Annotated in this window: 20 protein-coding genes and 1 other RNA gene; 5 read left to right on the top strand and 16 right to left on the bottom strand. The window is 51.1% G+C overall.

Annotated features, from left to right (window positions below; genetic code table 11):
* Positions 1 to 96 precede the first annotated feature (96 nt).
* Positions 97 to 882, top strand: coding sequence for a 23S rRNA (guanosine(2251)-2'-O)-methyltransferase RlmB (gene rlmB, locus ACR9YC_RS04555; protein ID WP_438730467.1), 786 nt, complete (start codon positions 97 to 99; stop codon positions 880 to 882).
* A gap of 41 nt (positions 883 to 923) precedes the next feature.
* Positions 924 to 1,736 carry a hypothetical protein gene (locus ACR9YC_RS04550; protein WP_438730464.1) on the top strand — a complete coding sequence of 271 codons (813 nt, stop codon included), beginning with the start codon at positions 924 to 926 and terminating at the stop codon, positions 1,734 to 1,736.
* 143 nt (positions 1,737 to 1,879) lie between these two features.
* Here ACR9YC_RS04550 and ACR9YC_RS04545 read toward each other — a convergent pair whose 3' ends face one another.
* From ACR9YC_RS04545 to ACR9YC_RS04500, 10 genes are all read right to left on the bottom strand, one after another.
* On the bottom strand, positions 1,880 to 2,152 hold the full coding sequence (locus ACR9YC_RS04545; protein WP_438730462.1) for an HU family DNA-binding protein: 273 nt from the start codon (positions 2,150 to 2,152) through the stop codon (positions 1,880 to 1,882).
* Between the two features lie 157 nt (positions 2,153 to 2,309).
* Complete coding sequence (lon, locus tag ACR9YC_RS04540; protein ID WP_438730459.1) at positions 2,310 to 4,697, bottom strand: endopeptidase La; 2,388 nt, start codon at positions 4,695 to 4,697, stop codon at positions 2,310 to 2,312.
* Positions 4,698 to 4,826: 129 nt separating this feature from the next.
* Positions 4,827 to 5,165 carry a YbaB/EbfC family nucleoid-associated protein gene (locus tag ACR9YC_RS04535; RefSeq protein ID WP_438730457.1) on the bottom strand — a complete coding sequence of 113 codons (339 nt, stop codon included), beginning with the start codon at positions 5,163 to 5,165 and terminating at the stop codon, positions 4,827 to 4,829.
* Positions 5,162 to 6,937 (bottom strand): DNA polymerase III subunit gamma/tau, encoded by a 1,776-nt coding sequence (locus ACR9YC_RS04530; protein WP_438730454.1) that lies wholly within the window; start codon positions 6,935 to 6,937, stop codon positions 5,162 to 5,164. The genes ACR9YC_RS04535 and ACR9YC_RS04530 overlap by 4 nt, the downstream gene beginning before the upstream one ends.
* A 162-nt stretch (positions 6,938 to 7,099) precedes the next feature.
* An RNA gene (ffs, locus tag ACR9YC_RS04525) (signal recognition particle sRNA small type) lies at positions 7,100 to 7,194 on the bottom strand.
* 41 nt (positions 7,195 to 7,235) lie between these two features.
* Positions 7,236 to 7,910 (bottom strand): class A beta-lactamase, encoded by a 675-nt coding sequence (bla, locus tag ACR9YC_RS04520; protein ID WP_438730451.1) that lies wholly within the window; start codon positions 7,908 to 7,910, stop codon positions 7,236 to 7,238.
* Positions 7,856 to 8,173, bottom strand: coding sequence for a hypothetical protein (locus ACR9YC_RS04515; protein WP_438730448.1), 318 nt, complete (start codon positions 8,171 to 8,173; stop codon positions 7,856 to 7,858). The genes bla and ACR9YC_RS04515 overlap by 55 nt, the downstream gene beginning before the upstream one ends.
* Positions 8,173 to 8,517 carry a 2Fe-2S iron-sulfur cluster-binding protein gene (locus ACR9YC_RS04510; RefSeq protein WP_438730445.1) on the bottom strand — a complete coding sequence of 115 codons (345 nt, stop codon included), beginning with the start codon at positions 8,515 to 8,517 and terminating at the stop codon, positions 8,173 to 8,175. Before ACR9YC_RS04510 ends, ACR9YC_RS04515 begins: the two co-directional genes overlap by 1 nt.
* Before the next feature lie 3 nt (positions 8,518 to 8,520).
* Positions 8,521 to 9,609, bottom strand: a complete 1,089-nt coding sequence (locus ACR9YC_RS04505) for a cysteine desulfurase family protein (protein ID WP_438730443.1) — start codon at positions 9,607 to 9,609, stop codon at positions 8,521 to 8,523.
* A gap of 5 nt (positions 9,610 to 9,614) precedes the next feature.
* The gene (locus tag ACR9YC_RS04500) at positions 9,615 to 10,703 is read right to left on the bottom strand and encodes a cysteine desulfurase family protein (RefSeq protein ID WP_438730440.1); all 1,089 of its coding nucleotides are present in this window, start codon (positions 10,701 to 10,703) and stop codon (positions 9,615 to 9,617) included.
* Between the two features lie 157 nt (positions 10,704 to 10,860).
* Here ACR9YC_RS04500 and ACR9YC_RS04495 point away from each other — a divergent pair, with 157 nt between their 5' ends.
* Entirely contained in the window at positions 10,861 to 11,517 is a 657-nt protein-coding gene (locus ACR9YC_RS04495; protein ID WP_438730437.1) for an alpha/beta hydrolase, read from the top strand.
* Positions 11,518 to 11,570: 53 nt separating this feature from the next.
* Here the strand turns inward: ACR9YC_RS04495 and ACR9YC_RS04490 are convergent, their stop codons facing one another.
* From ACR9YC_RS04490 to ACR9YC_RS04470, 5 genes are all read right to left on the bottom strand, one after another.
* The gene (locus ACR9YC_RS04490) at positions 11,571 to 11,771 is read right to left on the bottom strand and encodes a hypothetical protein (RefSeq protein ID WP_438730435.1); all 201 of its coding nucleotides are present in this window, start codon (positions 11,769 to 11,771) and stop codon (positions 11,571 to 11,573) included.
* Between the two features lie 324 nt (positions 11,772 to 12,095).
* Positions 12,096 to 13,889 carry a hypothetical protein gene (locus ACR9YC_RS04485; protein WP_438730432.1) on the bottom strand — a complete coding sequence of 598 codons (1,794 nt, stop codon included), beginning with the start codon at positions 13,887 to 13,889 and terminating at the stop codon, positions 12,096 to 12,098.
* Positions 13,890 to 14,224: 335 nt separating this feature from the next.
* Positions 14,225 to 14,872 (bottom strand): glutathione S-transferase family protein, encoded by a 648-nt coding sequence (locus ACR9YC_RS04480; protein WP_438730430.1) that lies wholly within the window; start codon positions 14,870 to 14,872, stop codon positions 14,225 to 14,227.
* 39 nt (positions 14,873 to 14,911) lie between these two features.
* On the bottom strand, positions 14,912 to 15,391 hold the full coding sequence (locus tag ACR9YC_RS04475; RefSeq protein ID WP_438730427.1) for a DUF1348 family protein: 480 nt from the start codon (positions 15,389 to 15,391) through the stop codon (positions 14,912 to 14,914).
* 79 nt (positions 15,392 to 15,470) lie between these two features.
* The gene (locus ACR9YC_RS04470) at positions 15,471 to 16,022 is read right to left on the bottom strand and encodes a carboxymuconolactone decarboxylase family protein (RefSeq protein ID WP_438730425.1); all 552 of its coding nucleotides are present in this window, start codon (positions 16,020 to 16,022) and stop codon (positions 15,471 to 15,473) included.
* A gap of 131 nt (positions 16,023 to 16,153) precedes the next feature.
* Here ACR9YC_RS04470 and ACR9YC_RS04465 point away from each other — a divergent pair, with 131 nt between their 5' ends.
* Complete coding sequence (locus tag ACR9YC_RS04465) at positions 16,154 to 17,050, top strand: LysR substrate-binding domain-containing protein (RefSeq protein ID WP_438730423.1); 897 nt, start codon at positions 16,154 to 16,156, stop codon at positions 17,048 to 17,050.
* Between the two features lie 42 nt (positions 17,051 to 17,092).
* Here the strand turns inward: ACR9YC_RS04465 and ACR9YC_RS04460 are convergent, their stop codons facing one another.
* The gene (locus tag ACR9YC_RS04460) at positions 17,093 to 17,989 is read right to left on the bottom strand and encodes a LysR family transcriptional regulator (RefSeq protein ID WP_438730421.1); all 897 of its coding nucleotides are present in this window, start codon (positions 17,987 to 17,989) and stop codon (positions 17,093 to 17,095) included.
* 105 nt (positions 17,990 to 18,094) lie between these two features.
* On the opposite strand from ACR9YC_RS04460, the gene ACR9YC_RS04455 reads away from it, so the two are divergent.
* A complete protein-coding gene (locus tag ACR9YC_RS04455; RefSeq protein WP_438730419.1) occupies positions 18,095 to 18,481 on the top strand; it encodes a YybH family protein in 387 nt (128 codons plus the stop codon).
* Positions 18,482 to 18,530: the final 49 nt, after the last annotated feature.

The raw sequence follows: 18,530 nt of genomic DNA, 5'->3' as shown, positions 1-18,530 counted from the left end.
TGAGATAAGAGAGACAATTGGCAGACCCCGCAAATTGTGCCACTAGCAGCGCCAGAAAACAGCCAAGATTAGACCAGAATAAGGATTGTAAAAGGCATGAAGCGCGGACGACAAGCGAGACAACAAAAGACTGCGCGTGGCAAAGGGCGTCGCGGGTCAGCTGCGATACCCCGTTTTTGGGGTCACCATGCCGTAGAAGCCGCTTTGGCCAATCCAGAGCGCACAGTGCGCAAAATTATGGGCACACGGGCCGCGATAGAGAGGCTCGACATTGATCCGCAAATTCCAATCCAGTTTAGTGAACCCAGCGACCTTGGCCTCTTGGTGCCGTCTGACGCACCGCATCAAGGGATAGTAGCGGATGTTCTGCCGCTGGAGGATATGGGGTTGGCGGAATGTTTGGACCGCGCCGATGGACGCACCTTGCTGGTGCTTGATCAGGTTACCGACCCGCGCAATATTGGCGCGATTTTCCGTTCTGCTGCAGCGTTTAATGCGGCTGCTATCATCACGCAGGACCGTCACGCACCACCGGAATCAGGAGTAATTGCCAAGGCAGCTTCAGGGGCGCTTGACAGGCTGCCATGGGTTCGCGTTGTCAATCTGGCAAGGGCATTGGAAGATATGGCCGAGGCCGGCTATTGGCGCATTGCCATGACGGGCGATGCTGAACAGGATTATGCCAGCACCGTAGGCACAGGTCCGGTCGCGCTGGTCATGGGTGCGGAAGGGGAAGGCATAAGGCAGAATGTTGCCGCCCATTGCGATGTAACGGCGCGCCTGCCCATATCCGACGCGATGGAAAGCCTTAATGTTTCCAATGCCGCGGCAATAGCGTTATATGTGACCCATATGCGCGGCGATATCGCTAAGGGTGAGTAGCGATTACACAGGCTAAACGCATAATATTTTAGGGAGTTGATATGTTGTATCGCATGATAGCTGTGATGGCGGCGAGCCTGATGCTGACCAGTTGCTTTTTGTCGCCTGGCAAATTTGAGTCCGAAATGGTTGTGAACAAATCGGGAGATTTCACCTTTACCTATAAAGGAGAGATCTGGGTGCTTGGCCTATCTAGCCTGATGGGCATTGGTCAGGCAGCGAGCGAAGCCGATTTTACCGCCGAATGCTTTGACAATGATAGCGGGGAAGAGCGCGCCTGCACGTTAGAAGAAGCTGAAGAGCAGTTAGCGAACAAAAAAGCAGAAGATGCAGAAACCGCCAAGGCATTTAAAGCGCTGCTCGGCGGACTGGACCCAAATGATCCGCAAACCATCGATATGTTTATCGCGCGTGTTGAGCGCCAGAAAGGATGGAACAGTCTGGTGCACAAAGGTGAAGGCATTTTTGATGTCGATTTCTCCCTTACCGCACCATTATCACATGATTTTCAGTTCCCGATAATTGAAAAAGTCGCCAGCTTCACACCCTTTGTGAGCATGATCGTGCGCAAAGATAATAAGGTTCGCGTCTCCGCACCGGGCTTTGCACAGGACGATTCTTCAAATAGTCTGGCCGGCCTTGGTGCTTTGGCAGGTACCGGTGCCCCTGCAGACGGCGGTATTCCGAAATTTGTGACGCCCAATGGCACATTCACTATCCGCACAGATGGCGCCATTTTGACCAACAATACAGAAGAAGGTGCGACCATAGCTGGCGATGGCCAAAAACAACTGGTTTGGATAATTACCTCAGCAGCCAAAGAGCCGCCACAAGCCCTGATATCTCTAGATTGATATGCTGAGCGCACGGGCATGTGCGCAAAACACGCTGGAATGAAAATGAGGGTAAATCACAATGCGAGAATCAAAAACGGGGCATAAATGCCCCGTTTTCCCGCGATTCCATTAACCTCCTGATTGAATATCAGGATGACTTATTAGTTTACGGCGTCTTTCAGACCCTTGCCTGCTTTAAATTTAGGCTGGGTTGATGCTTTAATTTCCATTGGCTCACCCGTGCGTGGGTTACGGCCAGTAGATGCTTTACGCTCAGTTACAGAAAATGTACCGAAACCAACCAGACGGACATCGCCGCCTTTGGCCAATGCGCCAGTGATAGATTCGAATACGGCTTCGACAGCTTTACCAGCATCGTTTTTGCTCAGGCCGCTATGGTCAGCTACTGCTGAAACAAGATCATTTTTATTCATAATTGGGAAACCCCCCTATTCAAAGTTTGGTCTGATTCGCGGTATCAGTAATGGTCTTTAACCACCTCTGACATGCGTCTGTCAAAGGCAAAAGCCGTGTAAATCAGCCATTTTTTACGAATATTGCCAATTTACACCAGACGAAGCACAAATTTACCTAATGTGGTAATTTCTGCGCTGCTCCAATGCCTCCTGGACGCGCTGCCAATTCATCCGCTTCGCTCCAATCAATAGGTTCCAATTTCTCGGTCAGAGCCTCTGCCAGAACAGCGTCAACATGACTGACCGGGATGATCGTTAGACCGGAAGTGATATTTTCCGGTATTTCGGCCAGATCCTTTTGATTTTCCTCGGGAATTAAAACCGTCGTTATCCCGCCGCGCAATGCCGCCAACAGCTTTTCTTTAAGCCCGCCAATAGGCAAAACCCTGCCGCGCAAAGTAACTTCACCCGTCATGGCAATGTCTTTACGAATGGCTATTCCGCTTAGCGTTGAAATGATCGACGTGACCATGCCAATACCCGCAGAAGGCCCGTCTTTCGGGACAGCACCTTCCGGCAAATGGATATGAACATTCTTGTGGGAAAATATATCCGGCTTGATCCCATAGGATGGCGCACGCGCTTTTACATAGGACCAGGCAGCCTGAATAGATTCCTGCATCACCTCGCCCAGCTTACCTGTGGTGCGTATATCGCCCTTGCCCGGAACGGTTACTGCTTCTATAGTCAGCAGTTCACCGCCAACCTCTGTCCATGCCAGCCCTGTAACGGCGCCGATCTGATGGTCTTTCTCACCAACGCCGTGACGGAATTTGCGAACACCGGCAAAGTCTGACAGATTTTCAGTCGTCACTGTGATGTGCGCATCCTTGCCTTCAAGAATGCGCCGCAGAGCTTTACGCGCCAATCGCGCTATTTCTCGCTCCAATGTGCGAACGCCAGCTTCACGCGTATAATAGCGAATAAGATCGCGCAATGCGTCTTCTTCCAGTGTAAACTCGCCCTTTTTCAGACCATGTGCGTCGATCTGCTTTTCAACCAAGTGACGCTTGGCGATTTCGACCTTCTCATCTTCGGTATAGCCCTCCAGACGGATAATCTCCATCCGGTCCAGCAAAGGCTGTGGCAGATTTAACGAATTTGCCGTTGTAACAAACATGATGTCGCTCAGATCAATATCGATTTCCAGATAATGATCCTGAAACTTGCTGTTCTGCTCTGGATCAAGCACTTCCAGCAAGGCTGATGCTGGGTCACCTCGGAAATCTTGACCCAGCTTATCAATCTCATCGAGAAGGAAAAGCGGGTTGGATGTGCCAGCGCGTTTCAAATTCGATGCAATTTTGCCCGGCATTGATCCGATATAGGTGCGTCTATGCCCGCGTATTTCCGCTTCATCACGTACACCGCCCAAAGATTGGCGCACAAATTCGCGGCCCGTCGCTTTGGCGATAGATTTGCCCAATGATGTTTTGCCGACACCCGGAGGACCAACCAAACACAGGATCGGGCCTTTCAATTTGTTCGTACGGCTTTGCACCGCTAGATATTCGATGATCCGCTCCTTTACCTTTTCCAAAGCAAAGTGATCGGCATCAAGAATGTCCTGCGCCTTGGTAATATCTTTTTTCAAACGCGACTTCTTGCCCCAAGGCAGGCCCAGCAGCACGTCGAGATAATTGCGGACAACCGTCGCTTCGGCCGACATCGGCGCCATAGAGCGCAGTTTTTTCAGTTCGCCTTCGGCTTTGCTGCGTGCATCTTTGGACAGTTTTGCGTCGCGGATTTTCTGGGTCAGTTCACTCAGCTCATCGCCGCCATCTTCACTGCCGCCACCAAGCTCGTTCTGGATCGCTTTAAGCTGCTCGTTAAGATAATATTCACGCTGGGTTTTTTCCATCTGGCGCTTGACGCGGCCACGTATCTTTTTCTCGACCTGCAAGACGCCAAGTTCGCCTTCCATAAAGCCAAAAAGCAGTTCTAGTCTTTTGACAGGATCAAGCTCGACCAAGAGCGATTGCTTGTCTGACACTTTGACATTGATGTGTGCAGCAACCGCATCCGCCAGTGCGCCGGCATCATCAATTTCATTAAGCTGAACAGCCGTTTCGGACGGCATTTTCTTGTTGAGCTTTGTGAAATTCTCAAACTGATCCGTCACAGAACGCATCAGTGCAGCAACTTCGGTGCCGCTGGCGCTGAGCTGATTTACATGCGTGACTTCGGCAAGTTGGACATCACCATCTTGTCTCAACATGGTCAGTTTGGCGCGGCGCGCACCTTCCACCAATACCCGCACGGTGCCATCAGGCAGTTTGAGCATTTGTAGCACAGTGGCCACCACACCCATGTCATAAAGATCATCACGATCAGGGTCGTCACGCGCAGGATCAAGCTGAGCAACGAGGAAAATTTCCTTATTGCCTTCCATCGCTTTTTCCAGAGCGGCGACGGATTTATCGCGCCCGACAAATAAAGGCACAATCATCTGCGGGAAGACAACAATATCGCGCAGCGGCAATAACGGGTAATTATGAGTCATAAAAATTCAGATATCCAAATGGAAAGTTCATACATAATATTGGGTGCTCACCGGTGAGCTTCAAGCGATAGCCCGAAAGCAATTAACCGATGTTGCAGCAAAACCCGTAATTTACGCAGATAGATGCTCTTATGTGAACGGCATTTTAAAGCCCGGAGGCAAAGGCAGACCTGATGACATTTTGGCTGTTTCTTCCTGACTGACTTGGTCCGCTTTTTGGCGCGCATCATTAAACGCCGCCGCTATCAGATCTTCCAGCATGGTTTTGTCTGCTGGCACCATCAAGCTGTCATCAATGGCAACATTGATAATCCGCCCCTTGGCTGATGCCTTGACCTTTACCAACCCGCCGCCAGCTGCGCCTTCAACTTCCAGCGCCTCCAGCCGCTTCTGGACCTCTTCCATCTGGGTCTGAACGGTCTGTGCAGCTTCCTGCGCAGCCTTCATCATTTCTTCCATAGACTTCATAATGTTGCACTCCTTGCGGCATTATCGTCCGCTAAATTGTCGTCCTGTAACTCTGCTCCGGGAAAGGCCTGTGTAAGTGCCTTAACCAATGGCGTTTCCATAATCTCTTCACGCTGACGCCGCTGCGCCGCCTCTTGCTGCTCCAAAAGGCTGGGCGTAGCTTTGCCTGAGCCCATTGGCTTTTCTGTGATCTGCCAACTTTTGCCTGTTGCGCGCCGCAGTGCATCACGCAACGCACTGCTATAATCCTCACCAATATTGCGGGATAGTTCATAGTCCATCACGCCATCGGCAATATGAATGACGCGCACATAATCACGCATGATTTGGGAAAGCCGCAGTTCACCAGCTTGGTCCAGAGCATCTGCAAGCTGGCTCACAGTTGGCGCAGGCTTTTGCTGCGGCACTGCTTGCTGATCATTATTGTGTTGGTCATTATTGGCTATAGCTGTTTCTGCTGTGGCCATAGGTGCGCCGGAACTATTTGCAGATGGCGCATTTCCTACATCACCTGTACTGGTACCAGCGCCCTGTTCTATACGGCGCGCCAGTTTTTCAGGGTCCGGCAGAGACGCCGCATATAACAGCCGCAGCATCGCCATATCCATGGCCTCTCGCGGATCAGGCGCAGCCGCTGTTTCAGCATGGCCTTTTAACAACATTTGCCATAAGCGGTGCAGATTGCCATGCGACACTTTGGCGGCGACTTCCTGCAATGCCTTTTGGTCATCCGTTTCTAACGATGGTGCCTTACCTGACGCCATCTGCACTTTGGTCAGTGTCAGGCTGTGCACCAAATCCATCAATGCTCGCAATTGTGCCAGTGGCTCAACGCCCAAAGCATGTTGACGGCCTAACAATTCCAGCATAGCGGCATCTTCACCAGCCAGCACATGCTGTAACAGGCTATGCACCGCTGCCCGATCAGACAGGCCCAGCATATCACGTACGGCTAGCGCTCTGACATTAGGAACAGCGCCCTCTGCCTCCATATCAGCATGGGCAATTGCCTGGTCCAGCACAGACAAGCCATCGCGCACAGAACCATCCGCCGCACGTGCAATCATGGCCAGTGCTTCGGCTTCCGCCTCAACCTGCTCTTTGCTGCAAATATCTGTGAAATGCTGCGCCAATAAATCCTGCGGAATGCGCTTAAGGTCAAAACGCTGACAGCGGGACAATACGGTTATAGGAACCTTATCGACCTCCGTTGTTGCGAACAGAAATTTCACATGAGGTGGTGGTTCCTCAAGCGTTTTCAAAAGGGCGTTAAACGCATTTTTGGACAGCATGTGGACTTCGTCAATGATATAGATTTTGAACCGTGCCGACACACTGGCATAGCGTACAGCCTCAATAATCTCACGAACATCATCAACACCGGTATTGCTCGCGGCATCCATCTCAATAACATCGATATGCCGCCCCTCCGCAATCGCTGTGCATGGTTCACATACGCCGCACGGGTCAATCGTCGGGCCGCCATCACCATTAGGCCCGATGCAGTTCAGGGCTTTGGCAATAAGCCGCGCTGTGGATGTCTTGCCGACACCGCGCACACCGGTCATCAAAAAGGCATGGGCCAGCCTGTCCCGTTTGATCGCATTGCCCAATGTCTGTACCATGGCCGACTGACCAATAAGCTGAGAGAAACTTTGCGGGCGATATTTGCGTGCCAGCACACGATAAGGCGTTTTCGCCTCGGTGGCGGCTGGCGCAGCAAGTGCTTCTACACCAGATGCAGCAAAAATATCATTGTCAGAGTCAGACATTGGGCAATTTATCAATCATTAGATCATTTGGTTGGCGTCTGTTTTGCACCGAATCCCTGATAGGGACCAGCACAGAATCATCGCCAAGACAACAATAGAGCAGCAATCGCGCATTGTCGAAAGCAACACAGTGCAACAGAGCAAAAATAACAATTTTGGGGGATAAAAGGAGGCGAGCGACCCGCAGAAATTTCGTTGTGGCTGCTTCCTTCCGGACCTGACCAGGTTGGCGAAGACCACGTCCGCCCGACTCCCAAGGGCCATATGGCTAAGCGCAGGGCAAATTGCAAGCCTCTGCTTATCCCTGAACAGCCATGATAGGCACCAATATATTGGCGATATCCGCAATTGCCTTATCTACCTGCTGTGCAGCCGCATGGGGTCGATCAGTATAAATAGCCAATATATAGGGCTCAGCTTGAGCCTTGCCTGCTTCCTGTTGATGTGGCCAGATAATCGCAACATCATTATAAGCAGGCGCACTGCTGGGCGCTGTGCCGGTTTTGTCACCCATTTTCCATGATGCAGGAATGCCTGCCTCAATCCGCTCTTTGCCAGTAGCGCTGTTGACCATCCACCCGCTTAAGATATCGGCATTCTTTTGCCCTGCACTGGCTTTGATAAGAATATTGCGCATCAAGCCAGCCATGGAAATTGGCGTAGTGGTGTCTCGCGGATCACCTATAGCATTTTCATTCATCTCTGGCTCAAAACGATCCAACCGTGTTTGCGCGTCGCCATGCTCTGCAAAAAATGTAGTTAATGCCTCTGGACCGCCCAGTGCGCGCAAGATGATATTTGCCGCTGCATTATCACTATAATCAACGGTTTTTTCGGCAAGCTCGTACAGGCTGGTTGGCCGATTTTCACGCAACATTCGCTCTGCAAATGGCGCATAAGGCACCAGATCATCCTTGGTTATCGTAACCGGCGCATATTGGTCGAGCTTGCCTCTATCATGCGCTGCCAACATGGCCGCCGCCAAGGGGGCCTTAATGTCGAGCACATCGCAAAGCGCTCTTGCCCGCGATGTGCGGCGCGTATCTCGCCCTTGCTATCCATCAAGGCAACACCGACATGTCCGCCAATGCGCTTCTCTATGGCAGTGATCTTGATATTATCCGGCACGACTGTCGGCTTCGGTTCGCCTTTTTCAGGCAGACATGCCGAAACACTGGATATGCCTGCCAGAAAAGGCATGGCGACAATTAACCGCCTGCTTCTATCGACAACCATCAGATGCCCGTCATATCGCGTACTTCAGAAGGAATATGCGCCTTAAGGCCATCCATGTCTTTGGTGAGAAAGATCTGACACGCCAAACGGCTGGTCGGTGTAACTGCCGTAGCCAAATCCAGCATATCTTCCTCCATCTCTACCGGTTCAGGCAAACGGGCGAAATCTTCGCGGCTGAAAATAACATGACAAGTGGAGCAGGCCATTTGCCCCTCACAAGTGCCTTCCAATGGTTGACCAGCAGCCTGACCCACATCCAGCAGTCTTTCACCAATTGACGCACTGACCTTTTGTTCAGTTTCGCCATCTTCACTGACAAATATCACCTGTAATTCGTCGCTCATACCCTACCCTTTTGCAGCCATATTTATCGCACGCGCCGCTTGTACAATATCATCTTCGCGCGTGAAACGCCCAAAGCCTAGCCTAATAGACGATGTTAGCGCCGATTTGTCCAACCCTATGGCTTTCAAGACATGGCTGGGCCGCCCCGACCCACTGGCACAAGCGGAACCTGCGGAAAAAGCGATACCGCGCAATGATGATAATAGCTGCGCACTGTCGACCCCGTCACGCCAGATGTTGAGATTGCCTTTATAGCGCTCATCAGTGGAACCATTAATGTGCCAATCGGCAAATTCACGCAAAGCGCGCTGGTAAAGATTGGCGACATGCGCACGGTCCTTGTCAGCGCGTTCTTTGGCAATTTTCGCCGCTGCCCCCATCCCCGCACATAGAGCCGGCGATAAGGTGCCGGATCGCACGCCTTGTTCCTGCCCGCCGCCATATATCAGTGGAGAAAGCGAAATACCCTCCCGCACCCAAAGTGCGCCTATGCCTTTTGGCCCGTGAATTTTGTGCGCAGATATCGCTACAAAATCGACATTGGAAGGAATATCAACACGTCCATATCCCTGCACAGCATCGCATAAGAAAAGCCCGCCACGTTGATGCGCCATATCGGCGAGTGCTTCCACAGGTTGGATCGTACCGATTTCATTGTTGACCAACATAGTAGCCACTAAAGCGCATTGTGGCGGCATGGCCGTTTGCGCGGCGTTGAGATCGACCAAACCTTCGCTGGTAACCGGCAGCATATGCAAAGGCTTATCGGGCGCATGGCCGGTCATTGCATCATGCACGGCGGCATGTTCTATGCTCGAGGCCGCAAAAGCGCCTTCGTTGCGCGCGATATTATAGACAACCAGATTTATAGCCTCAGTCGCGCCGCTGGTGAAGATCACTTTGCCATTTTTCGGCATCAAAGCAGCTATGCGATCACGCGCCAGTTCAATAACAGCTGCCGCTTCCCGACCCATTTTGTGTGCGCTATGCGGATTACCCGCCTTGTCACGCAACCAAGGCTCCATAGCGCTGAATACATCTGGATCAATTGGCGTTGTCGCCTGATAGTCGAGATATATGGGCTGACCCATAGTCACTAATCTCTGCTGCCGCTTTCACGCACTTTGGTAAATATCTTTGTCCATTCTTCGATAAAGCGATAAACATCTGCGCGGCTGGTCTGCGGGCCAAAGCTAACGCGGATAACTTCACTGGCATGGCTGTCGTCCCAGCCCATGGAGCCCAGAACATGGCTGGACTTCAAACTGCCGGACGAACACGCACTCCCCGCAGAAACCGAGATTCCTGCCAAATCAAATTGTATCAATTGCGCATTCGCACTGACCCCGGGCATATGGTAGCCGCCGATATTGGGCAGGCGCACTGCATCCTTGGCGATAACATTACCGCCTGCTTTCTCAATCGCAATGTCAAGCTGGCGACGCAGTTCCACGGCACGGTCAAGCCATGCGGATTTCTGCTTCAATGCCGCGACCATGGCCAATATTGCCGGAACATTTTCCGTTCCAGCTCTATAGCCTTTTTCCTGCCCGCCACTGGGTGACAAAAGCCCCAAATCTTTAACCAGCAATGCCCCTACACCTGGCGGACCGCCAAATTTATGCGCGGAGATAGAAATCAGATCGGCGTCTGGCAGTTGAATCTTGCCAGCACTTTGTGCGCAATCGCAAAATAATGTGCCGCCCTCTTTCGCAACAATCTCGCCGATATCATCAACCGGCTGGATAACCCCCGTTTCATTGTTGACGCTTTGCACGGCAACAAGGGCATGGCCCTCACGTTCCGCCAGCAAACGCTGCACACTTGTTAAAACGACCCGACCCTGCAAATCGACTGCCAAGCGTTGACCAGCATCACCGGCACAACGCAAAACCGCATCATGCTCAGTCGGAGAGACAATCTTGCGAACAAATTTCGGGCTATTAAAGGCCATGGCGATGGCTTCACTCGCCCCGCCAGTGAAAATTACCTCACCGTCCCAGTCCAATGCAGATTTTAATTCACTGCGTGCATTCTCCACCATCTTGCGTGAAGTGCGTCCATCAAGATGCGGTGATGAGGGATTTGCCCATATAGACAAAGCCTCCATCATAGCTTGTGAAGCAGCAGGAAGGATCGGCGTTGTCGCGGCATGATCAAGATAAAGGCGGGCAGAAAGAACCATATAAGCCTGCATTTAGCGTTTTCGCAGATATGTTCCACGCATTTTATTGCATTTTATAAGCAAATTTTTGTATAGCGCACCATCAAGCCCTGTGCGACGCGTCGGAATATTGGTCCGGCGACCCGCCTAATGCCACTATTACACAGAAATTAAAACTATGCCCGAAGTCACTATGTCTGGCCCAGAAGGCCGCCTTGAAGGCCGTTTCAGCCTCGCTCCACGCCCTCGCGCACCCGTTGCCATTATTCTGCATCCGCATCCACAAGGCGGTGGCACAATGAATGATCGCATCACGTTCGCGCTCTACAATAATTTTATGAAGCGCGGTTTTGCGACTTTGCGCTTCAACTTTCGCGGTGTTGGCCGCAGCCAGGGCAGCTTTGATAACGGCGTTGGCGAATTGTCAGACGCAGCGGCAGCACTTGACTGGGTACAGAGCATCCACCCTGAAGCCGAAACAACATGGGTTGCCGGTTTCAGCTTTGGCGCGCTTATCGGCATGCAATTGCTGATGCGCCGCCCAGAGATTCGCGGATTTATATCTGTCGCTCCGCCAGCCAATATGTATGATTTCAGCTTTTTGGCACCTTGCCCCGCATCCGGGATCATGATCAATGGCGCGAATGACCAGATTGTTGCGCCGTCCGCGGTGCAGAAGCTAGTCGATAAATTGCGCACGCAAAAACATATCACTATCCATCACGACCAAGTGCCCCGCGCCAACCATTTCTTTGAAAATGAGATGGACGATCTGATGGCGGCCGTTGATACCTATCTGGATATGCGTCTGGCGCCGGACTCACCAATCCGCTAATCACAATACATTAAGGGTGCGGCCATTGCGTCGCCCCTATATTCCCAACTTCATCAATTTTTGAAATCGGCCTCAGCCGGAGCCAATCCCCGTTCATTGGGAATGGAGAGCAAGGCCGCATTGCCCAAAATCACTACAGCCAACACCATCATCAGCACAGGTTTAATGCTCCACCCATCGCGGCGGCCCAAAAATATAGCCCCTGCAAGCAAAGCAAATGATGACAGAACCATAATGGATAAGATGAAAGTCATAAGCGCGCTATAAGGCCAAAACTGCTCCAGCCTCAAGCCTGAAACATTTGTTTCTTGTCGAGATATTCACACTTGAAAAGCTCACAAAGACTACTGTGCGTAACTGCCCCTAAGCGCAGCGAAGAGATTTGCAGCGAGGATAAGAAAGGATGATTATCCCCGCCCCGAATTAAGCGGAAACTCTTTGCAAGACCACATTTTGAGTGGGCGAGGAAATTGCACCTATTTGATATGAAATTAAAGCTACATTAGTCTAAACACTGCTCTGTATATGCCCATAGCCATATACGCCCATCATATCTCCGTTTTGGTCAAAGCAAAGCATCAGAAAGCAAACTGCTCTTGATGCAGTTTGGATTGGCTGACACCAAGCGTACTAAGCGCCGTCTTACTCCAATCCATCAAGGGATCAGGTCCGCACAGGAATATTTCTCTGTCGACCAACTCTGCAATTGCTTCTAAATCAGAAAGTTGAACGCGCCTTTGTTCAATGCTCAAAGCAGCATCGGGAAATTCTTGGGTTAGGATATCAAGTGCGGCTTGGTCTTTTGACTGCGCTTCGCTCGTACTTTGAAAAGCAAGGATGCGAAGGCTGATACTTTCTGGCAATGTGCTACTGACCTCCAGAAAGTGCCTTAAGACGTTGATGTCATCGCCGCGCCCAGAGAATACCAGGACGATCTCAGAAGATATCTGTTCTGGCAGCACTTTTGCTATATTCTTGATGCCGTCCCACATTGCCATGAATGGCGTGATACCAACACCACCCGCGACCCAGAGCATCTTTGCAGGAATCGTTGGCGCTCCGCCTGCCGGATCTGGAGTAAGACAACTAAACCCGATGCCAACGCCTTTGAAGTCCACTTGCATTGGTTGTTCGATCTGCTGGACTACATAATCATGCAAGAAGTTGGACATCAGACCGCCTGGTTCGCGTTTGACCGTCACGCTGACCTGATTGGCCCGTCGGAACAGGTTTTTCTCTGCATCAAACTCCGGCGCATTTGAAAGAGTCCAAGTTCGAACAAAGTCTTCGTTCACCAATTGAGGATTGGCCTCATTCATGTGGCTATAGCCAGTATCAAGCATCCCTGAGAAATCGAAGATACCAAAGCCGCCCGGCATGGGTGCCTCAATCTCTTGCGACAATTCGAAGGTGAATGTGCGAACGGTATGGGAGATTTGCCGGGTCGAAACGAGTTTTGCACCAATCGGATTGGATGCCTGAACAGCATCAGCAATATGCCCCATAGCATCCAATTCAGACCGAAGATATCGTACTGGCGGGTTGTAAGGAGAATATTCTTCTTCAGATATAAGTTTTAGGTTCAATGCGCCTTTTACAAAAACCGCTCCAGTCACTTGAATGCGCGTAAGCAGACCAACTCTTGGCATGATGGCTTCTGCATCAGTATCGTATAAGTTTTCAGCATCGCCGGTGATGTAAAGAACATCGCCCGTAGTAAAATCGGGAAACACCAACCCAACCTGCCTGTCGGTCTCGATATTTCCCAGCGATTGATAGAAACGGTTTCCAGAATGGTCTGGCAAAACCAGATAGGTGGCCACGCTGTCACCTCTTGTTTCTTCATACACGCGGACAAAGCCCGGTGCCCCGCCGCGATGATTGAGCCCCATATCTCTCTGATCTGAAGACGTATCCTCATCGCTCTCAAAGTGTTTTGTCGCCAGAAACACAGTGCTTGCCTGAGCAATTAGGTCCTTTGCCGCATCTGGCAGAGCCACTTTTAGCGCATCAAAACTATCAAGGGCTAGCTCAGCATCCCGAGCCTCATGTTCTAGCGAGCGAACAGTGATATATTTAGGACAATTGCCCAGATGCTGGTCAGAAATCAGCCGCAGGCCAATTTTGCCAACAGCGTCAAGCGATTTGTGTTCGATGATTCCTGCCAGCTTATTGCGCCGACGATTAGAGAAATCGACTCCTACTCCAGCAAAAAGGCGGCAATCTTCGTCAAAGGGCTTCTGGTCTGTTGCTAGCGCTCGAACAAAGGGATCATAGGGGTTCACCTCGGCGACAATGTCGGTCTGATTACGGCCAGATGTGATGATACCAATAGAAGGGTCAGTATTTGAGGTCGTGACCAGAACACTCACCCATGGCCGTCCCTGCTTATCCAGTGTTGCCAATGGCAGGTAAGGCAGTCCTGCAAAGAACTCTGCGTGCTGTTGCGGCATATCCTTTTCAATATAATCTGGCACCGAGAGTATAATATTGCTCGGTGTGCCGCGGCGTTTCTGAATGAACGCTTCCCCGCTATGCCATGGATGTCCTGTAGTCATTTGCAATCCTTCTTATCGGCGATATTGGGGGCGGCTAATCATTAGACCAGCCGCGCCACCTAAATAATTGCTATATCACGAATTTTAACGTTAATCCCAAGATACGGGATGTTTTGCGCTATAATCGCGATACTGCACGTCAACTTAGCTCAAACCGTTACAGGGATGGGCGACTTTGCCATAGCTATAAAGCGATCTTGCGCTTCGATCCGGTCAAGCCAGTTGCGGATATTGGGGTAGGCTTCTAGGCTAACACCACCTTCGGGAGCATGGGCAATATAGCTATAACCGGCCACATCGGCCAAAGTCAGGCGTTCGGCGACAAGGAAGCTCTTGCCTTCAAGATGCTTTTCCATGACCTCGAACAGGGCATGGGATTTTGCAATGCAGGCCTCGTGATCGAACGGTGCGCCAAAGACCGTGACGAGACGGGCGCAACATGGGCCAGCGAAAATCTCGCCAGCTGCGACGGAAAGCCAGCTCTGGATCTTTGCTGTCTCTACCGGATCGCGCCCCGTCCATTCAGCGGTCTCACCATAGCGCTCTGCCAGATAGGCAATGATACCGTTGGAGTCCGACAACATCGTGCCGTTATCGTCGATTGCTGGAACTTGGCCGAATGGGCTGATGGCAAGAAATTCGGGGGCTTTGTGAGCACCATTTGCCATATCCACTTCAACCGTTTCGTATGGCAGGTCGAGAAAGGCGAGCATGAGCTCTGCCCGATGGCTATGCCCAGATTTTGCGACGCGGTGAAGTTTGATCGGGGCTGCATTGGCAGGGAATTTGGTGTTCATAGGTAATTCCTTTTTTCAAAATATTAGCTAATATACTGGTTAAAGGCCCAGATCGGACAGGCCGGGGTGATCGTCGGGTCGGCGGCCAAGTGGCCAGCGAAATTTGCGATCTTCTTCAGCAATGGGATGCTCGTTGATGCTGGCATGGCGTGCAGCCATATAGCCTGCTCCATCAAACTCCCAGTTTTCGTTACCATAGGCGCGGAACCAGTTCCCGCTATCGTCGTGATACTCATAGGCATAGCGAACAGCGATGCGGTTGCCGTCAAACGCCCAAAGTTCCTTGATCAGACGATAGTCAAGCTCTTTGGCCCATTTGCGGGTAAGGAACTCTTGGATTTCCTTACGACCTTGCGGAAATTCAGCGCGATTGCGCCATTTGCTGTCAGGCGTATAAGCGAGAGCGACTTTCGCCGGGTCACGGCCATTCCAGCCATCTTCAGCAAGGCGGACTTTTTCGATTGCACTTTCTCGCGTGAATGGCGGCAACGGCATCCGAGGGGCTTCTGCTTGTTTCATTTTACAACTCCTTGTTGATCAAAAAAGGGGAGGTCTAGGGCATGTATTAGGGGGGAAAAACCATAGACCTCCGACAGGTTCAGGCGGCGCGAGACGCCTCAACTACGGGGAAATCAATCTCTGTTCCAAACACTTCGTTGAGATAGTTGGTCAGGATATTGTATCCAACATGACCCACGATCTCGACGAGCTCAGCATCGGTGAAACCGGCAAGTTTGACTGCCGCGATATCGCCATCCGTAATCTGGCCGCGACCCTCGGCAATCCTCAGCGCGAACTTCACTGCCGCATCGGCTTTTGCATCGGTTGAACGCCCCTTACGGTTGGCATCAATCTCAGCATCATCAAGTTTAGCAATATTTTTTGCGAGATAGGTATGTGCGCTATTGCAATAGTTGCAACCATTGTAATTCGCAATAGCGAGCGCGATGCGTTCCCGGGTCGCCGCATTGAGTGCTCCTTTGGCGAGTGCGCCATTCATGCCGAGCATGCCCTCAAGCGTGGCTGGACTGTTGCCAACCAAACGAAATAGATTTGGTACTGACCCAAGCGATCCTTCAACTGCTTTAAGAAGCGGCCGAGAAGCCTCAGGGGAATCGGCGATAGAAGTTGGGGTAAGAATACGGGACATGTGTTTTCTCCATTTGATTAAGCAACTGATTTGCTGATGGAAGAGAGATAAGATAATTCATTTCGCAGAAGAATAGCCCTTTTTCAAAATAGATTATTTTGTATTTTAATAATAATTGGTATGGAGCTTATATGGACAGAATCCAAGCACTTGAAGTTTTTGTGGCCGTTGCCGAAGCAAGGAGCTTTATAGGCGGTGCCCGCAATACAGGCCTAAGCGCGCCATCGATCACACGAGGCATAAATTCCCTTGAAGAAAGATTGGGGGCGCGGCTCTTCACTCGCACCACACGGCGTTTGAGATTGACCGATGTGGGGCAGGCCTATCTAGAGGATGCTCGGCAAATATTAGAGCATTTGCAAGCCGCAAATGATGCTGCTGCCGGCGCTGCTACAAATCCGGTTGGTCAGTTAAAACTGACTTGCTCACACGAATTTGGGCGTATTTACGTGATGCCTATCCTAACAGAGTTTCTTAGCCTCTACCCTAATATCTCAGTCAATGTGGTCATGGTCGACCGCATTGTAAATCTGGTGGAAGAAGGGTTCGATATTGCTGTGCGTATCGGCCATCTTCCGTCTTCTGAATTGTCCGCGACCAAGGTTGGCAGGGTCCGACGAGTGGTGTGCGGTTCACCTGGATATTTTGCCAAGAACGGCATGCCCCTCTCTCCTGAGGAGCTCAAGAAGCACAATACTATCACGATCAGTCCAGTCAGCCCTTCGCCCGAGTGGAAATTTGGATACGGGATGGACCAGGTGGTTCAAATCGATTCTCGTCTGACAGTCAGCAGTGTGGCATCTGGTATAGCAGTTGCGCGAAAAGATTGGGGTCTAACGCGTGTACTATCCTATCAGATCGGACCTGACCTCGAAAACGGGACAATGCAAACAGTGCTTGAAGATTTTGAACCGGAACCCTTACCCATTCATCTGGTACATGTCGAAGGACGACGCGCTGCGGCAAAAGTCAGAGCGTTCGTTGAACTCGCTTCCCAACGGCTGCGTGCAGTTGCTGTTTTGAATTGAGCAAAAGCTAGAACCTAGCCAATTGCGGCAATAGGTTGACGGCTAGAGAGATATTTTTTTCGCGAGATCAATAAATGCACGCAATCGTGGTGGCATATGGCGCTTCGTTCGGTAATTGAGCGAGTAGCGCGGAAGTTCAGGGACTTCATTGGCGAAAAGACTTACCAGTCTCCCATGCTCGATCGCATCTCTGACAGCCTCGCGATAGACGTAAGTCACGCCTAATCCATTCTCGGCAAGTTCAACCATCGATCGAAGGTTGTTTATAACAAATCGTCGTTTGGGACTGACCAAGCGCGGATCACCCTGCCCTTGGAATGACCACGGTGCGACATTCCCAGAACTGCCAAATGCGAAAAATATCCCGTCATGATCGAGCAAATCATCAGGCTTTTCAGGAGTGCCCTTTTCAGCAAGGTACTCAGGCGATGCGACCACTGCCATCTTGAGTTTCGGTCCTAGGGGAACCGCGTGCGTATCCTGTTCTAGAAGCGTGTTGGAGCGGATCGCTGCGTCAATACCGCTTGTCACCAGATCAACCTTAGCGTCGTTATAGATAAGCTCGATTTGTATGTCCGGAAATTTCTTGGCGAACTGAGCGATTAGTCGATCAAGAAAAAATGGCCCAGCGCTATAGGGTGCGCTGAGTTTGAGTGTGCCGGTAATCAGATCCTTATCTTCATCAAGTTCACGAATGGCAATCTCAAGGTCGGATAAAGCCGGTAGACTTCGTGAATATAGCCTTTCACCGGCAGCCGTGAGCGCCACCGAGCGAGTTGATCTTTCAAATAACCGGACGCCAAGTCGGTCTTCGAAGCGTTGAACAGCTTCACTGATTGAGCCTGCCTGAAGATTCAAGCGGGACGCAGCGGCACGAAAGCCCTGTGCCCGAGCGACTTCGGTGAAGATTGTCAGATCGCTTAATTGCTGTCGTTCCATTGTTCGACTTACCTTACACTGTGTTCTTTAAAATACATATTATCAGATCAATCTAATGGGCCTATCTGTCTTTGCAAGCCGAAATTGAAACACAGGAGAATGATTATGACTGAACGTGAAGAAATCGAAGCTGTTATTAGCGCTTGGAACAATGGCCTGGATGCTGGTGACATAGAAGCGATGGTAGCAACTTGTCATCCTGACACGATGACTGTGAATGAACGTCAACCCGTAACAATCGGTGCCCAAGGCATTCGCGATAAGTACAACCCCCGCATCGCAGCAGCCGAGATCACCTCTGGATATGACATTGAAGACTTGCAGTTCTTTGGTGATGTTGCCGTCGTTTCAGGCCGTTTTTACGGTACGATGAAAATGCGCGACACCGGAGAGGTTCGTAACCCTGAAGGCCGTCTCGTTCTGGTCTATCAACGCGACGACACAGGCGCCTGGAAGATGATCCTCGACATCGATAATAACGGCCCAGCCTAATCCCTAGCAGGCCGCGTCATACCAGCGCGGCCTTTTTATCCCTTGAGCT

Origin of the sequence: Parasphingorhabdus sp. DH2-15, assembly GCF_051668705.1 — a bacterium.
GTDB lineage: Bacteria > Pseudomonadota > Alphaproteobacteria > Sphingomonadales > Sphingomonadaceae > Alterisphingorhabdus.
The sequence above is the reverse complement of the archived record's forward strand: the minus strand, read 5'-3'. Positions and strand labels throughout refer to the sequence as shown.

Excerpts from the sequence above, each read along its gene's own strand:
- rlmB (WP_438730467.1), top strand. The coding sequence starts at position 97 with ATGAAGCGCGGACGACAAGCGAGACAACAAAAGACTGCGCGTGGCAAA.
- ACR9YC_RS04510 (WP_438730445.1), bottom strand. The coding sequence starts at position 8,517 with ATGAGCGACGAATTACAGGTGATATTTGTCAGTGAAGATGGCGAAACT.
- ACR9YC_RS04535 (WP_438730457.1), bottom strand. The coding sequence starts at position 5,165 with ATGAAGTCTATGGAAGAAATGATGAAGGCTGCGCAGGAAGCTGCACAG.
- ACR9YC_RS04495 (WP_438730437.1), top strand. The coding sequence starts at position 10,861 with ATGCCCGAAGTCACTATGTCTGGCCCAGAAGGCCGCCTTGAAGGCCGT.
- lon (WP_438730459.1), bottom strand. The coding sequence starts at position 4,697 with ATGACTCATAATTACCCGTTATTGCCGCTGCGCGATATTGTTGTCTTC.
- ACR9YC_RS04530 (WP_438730454.1), bottom strand. The coding sequence starts at position 6,937 with ATGTCTGACTCTGACAATGATATTTTTGCTGCATCTGGTGTAGAAGCA.
- ACR9YC_RS04505 (WP_438730443.1), bottom strand. The coding sequence starts at position 9,609 with ATGGGTCAGCCCATATATCTCGACTATCAGGCGACAACGCCAATTGAT.
- ACR9YC_RS04500 (WP_438730440.1), bottom strand. The coding sequence starts at position 10,703 with ATGGTTCTTTCTGCCCGCCTTTATCTTGATCATGCCGCGACAACGCCG.
- ACR9YC_RS04455 (WP_438730419.1), top strand. The coding sequence starts at position 18,095 with ATGACTGAACGTGAAGAAATCGAAGCTGTTATTAGCGCTTGGAACAAT.
- ACR9YC_RS04465 (WP_438730423.1), top strand. The coding sequence starts at position 16,154 with ATGGACAGAATCCAAGCACTTGAAGTTTTTGTGGCCGTTGCCGAAGCA.
- ACR9YC_RS04480 (WP_438730430.1), bottom strand. The coding sequence starts at position 14,872 with ATGAACACCAAATTCCCTGCCAATGCAGCCCCGATCAAACTTCACCGC.
- ACR9YC_RS04490 (WP_438730435.1), bottom strand. The coding sequence starts at position 11,771 with ATGACTTTCATCTTATCCATTATGGTTCTGTCATCATTTGCTTTGCTT.
- ACR9YC_RS04545 (WP_438730462.1), bottom strand. The coding sequence starts at position 2,152 with ATGAATAAAAATGATCTTGTTTCAGCAGTAGCTGACCATAGCGGCCTG.
- ACR9YC_RS04475 (WP_438730427.1), bottom strand. The coding sequence starts at position 15,391 with ATGAAACAAGCAGAAGCCCCTCGGATGCCGTTGCCGCCATTCACGCGA.
- bla (WP_438730451.1), bottom strand. The coding sequence starts at position 7,910 with ATGTTGGCAGCGCATGATAGAGGCAAGCTCGACCAATATGCGCCGGTT.
- ACR9YC_RS04550 (WP_438730464.1), top strand. The coding sequence starts at position 924 with ATGTTGTATCGCATGATAGCTGTGATGGCGGCGAGCCTGATGCTGACC.
- ACR9YC_RS04470 (WP_438730425.1), bottom strand. The coding sequence starts at position 16,022 with ATGTCCCGTATTCTTACCCCAACTTCTATCGCCGATTCCCCTGAGGCT.
- ACR9YC_RS04515 (WP_438730448.1), bottom strand. The coding sequence starts at position 8,173 with ATGGTTGTCGATAGAAGCAGGCGGTTAATTGTCGCCATGCCTTTTCTG.
- ACR9YC_RS04460 (WP_438730421.1), bottom strand. The coding sequence starts at position 17,989 with ATGGAACGACAGCAATTAAGCGATCTGACAATCTTCACCGAAGTCGCT.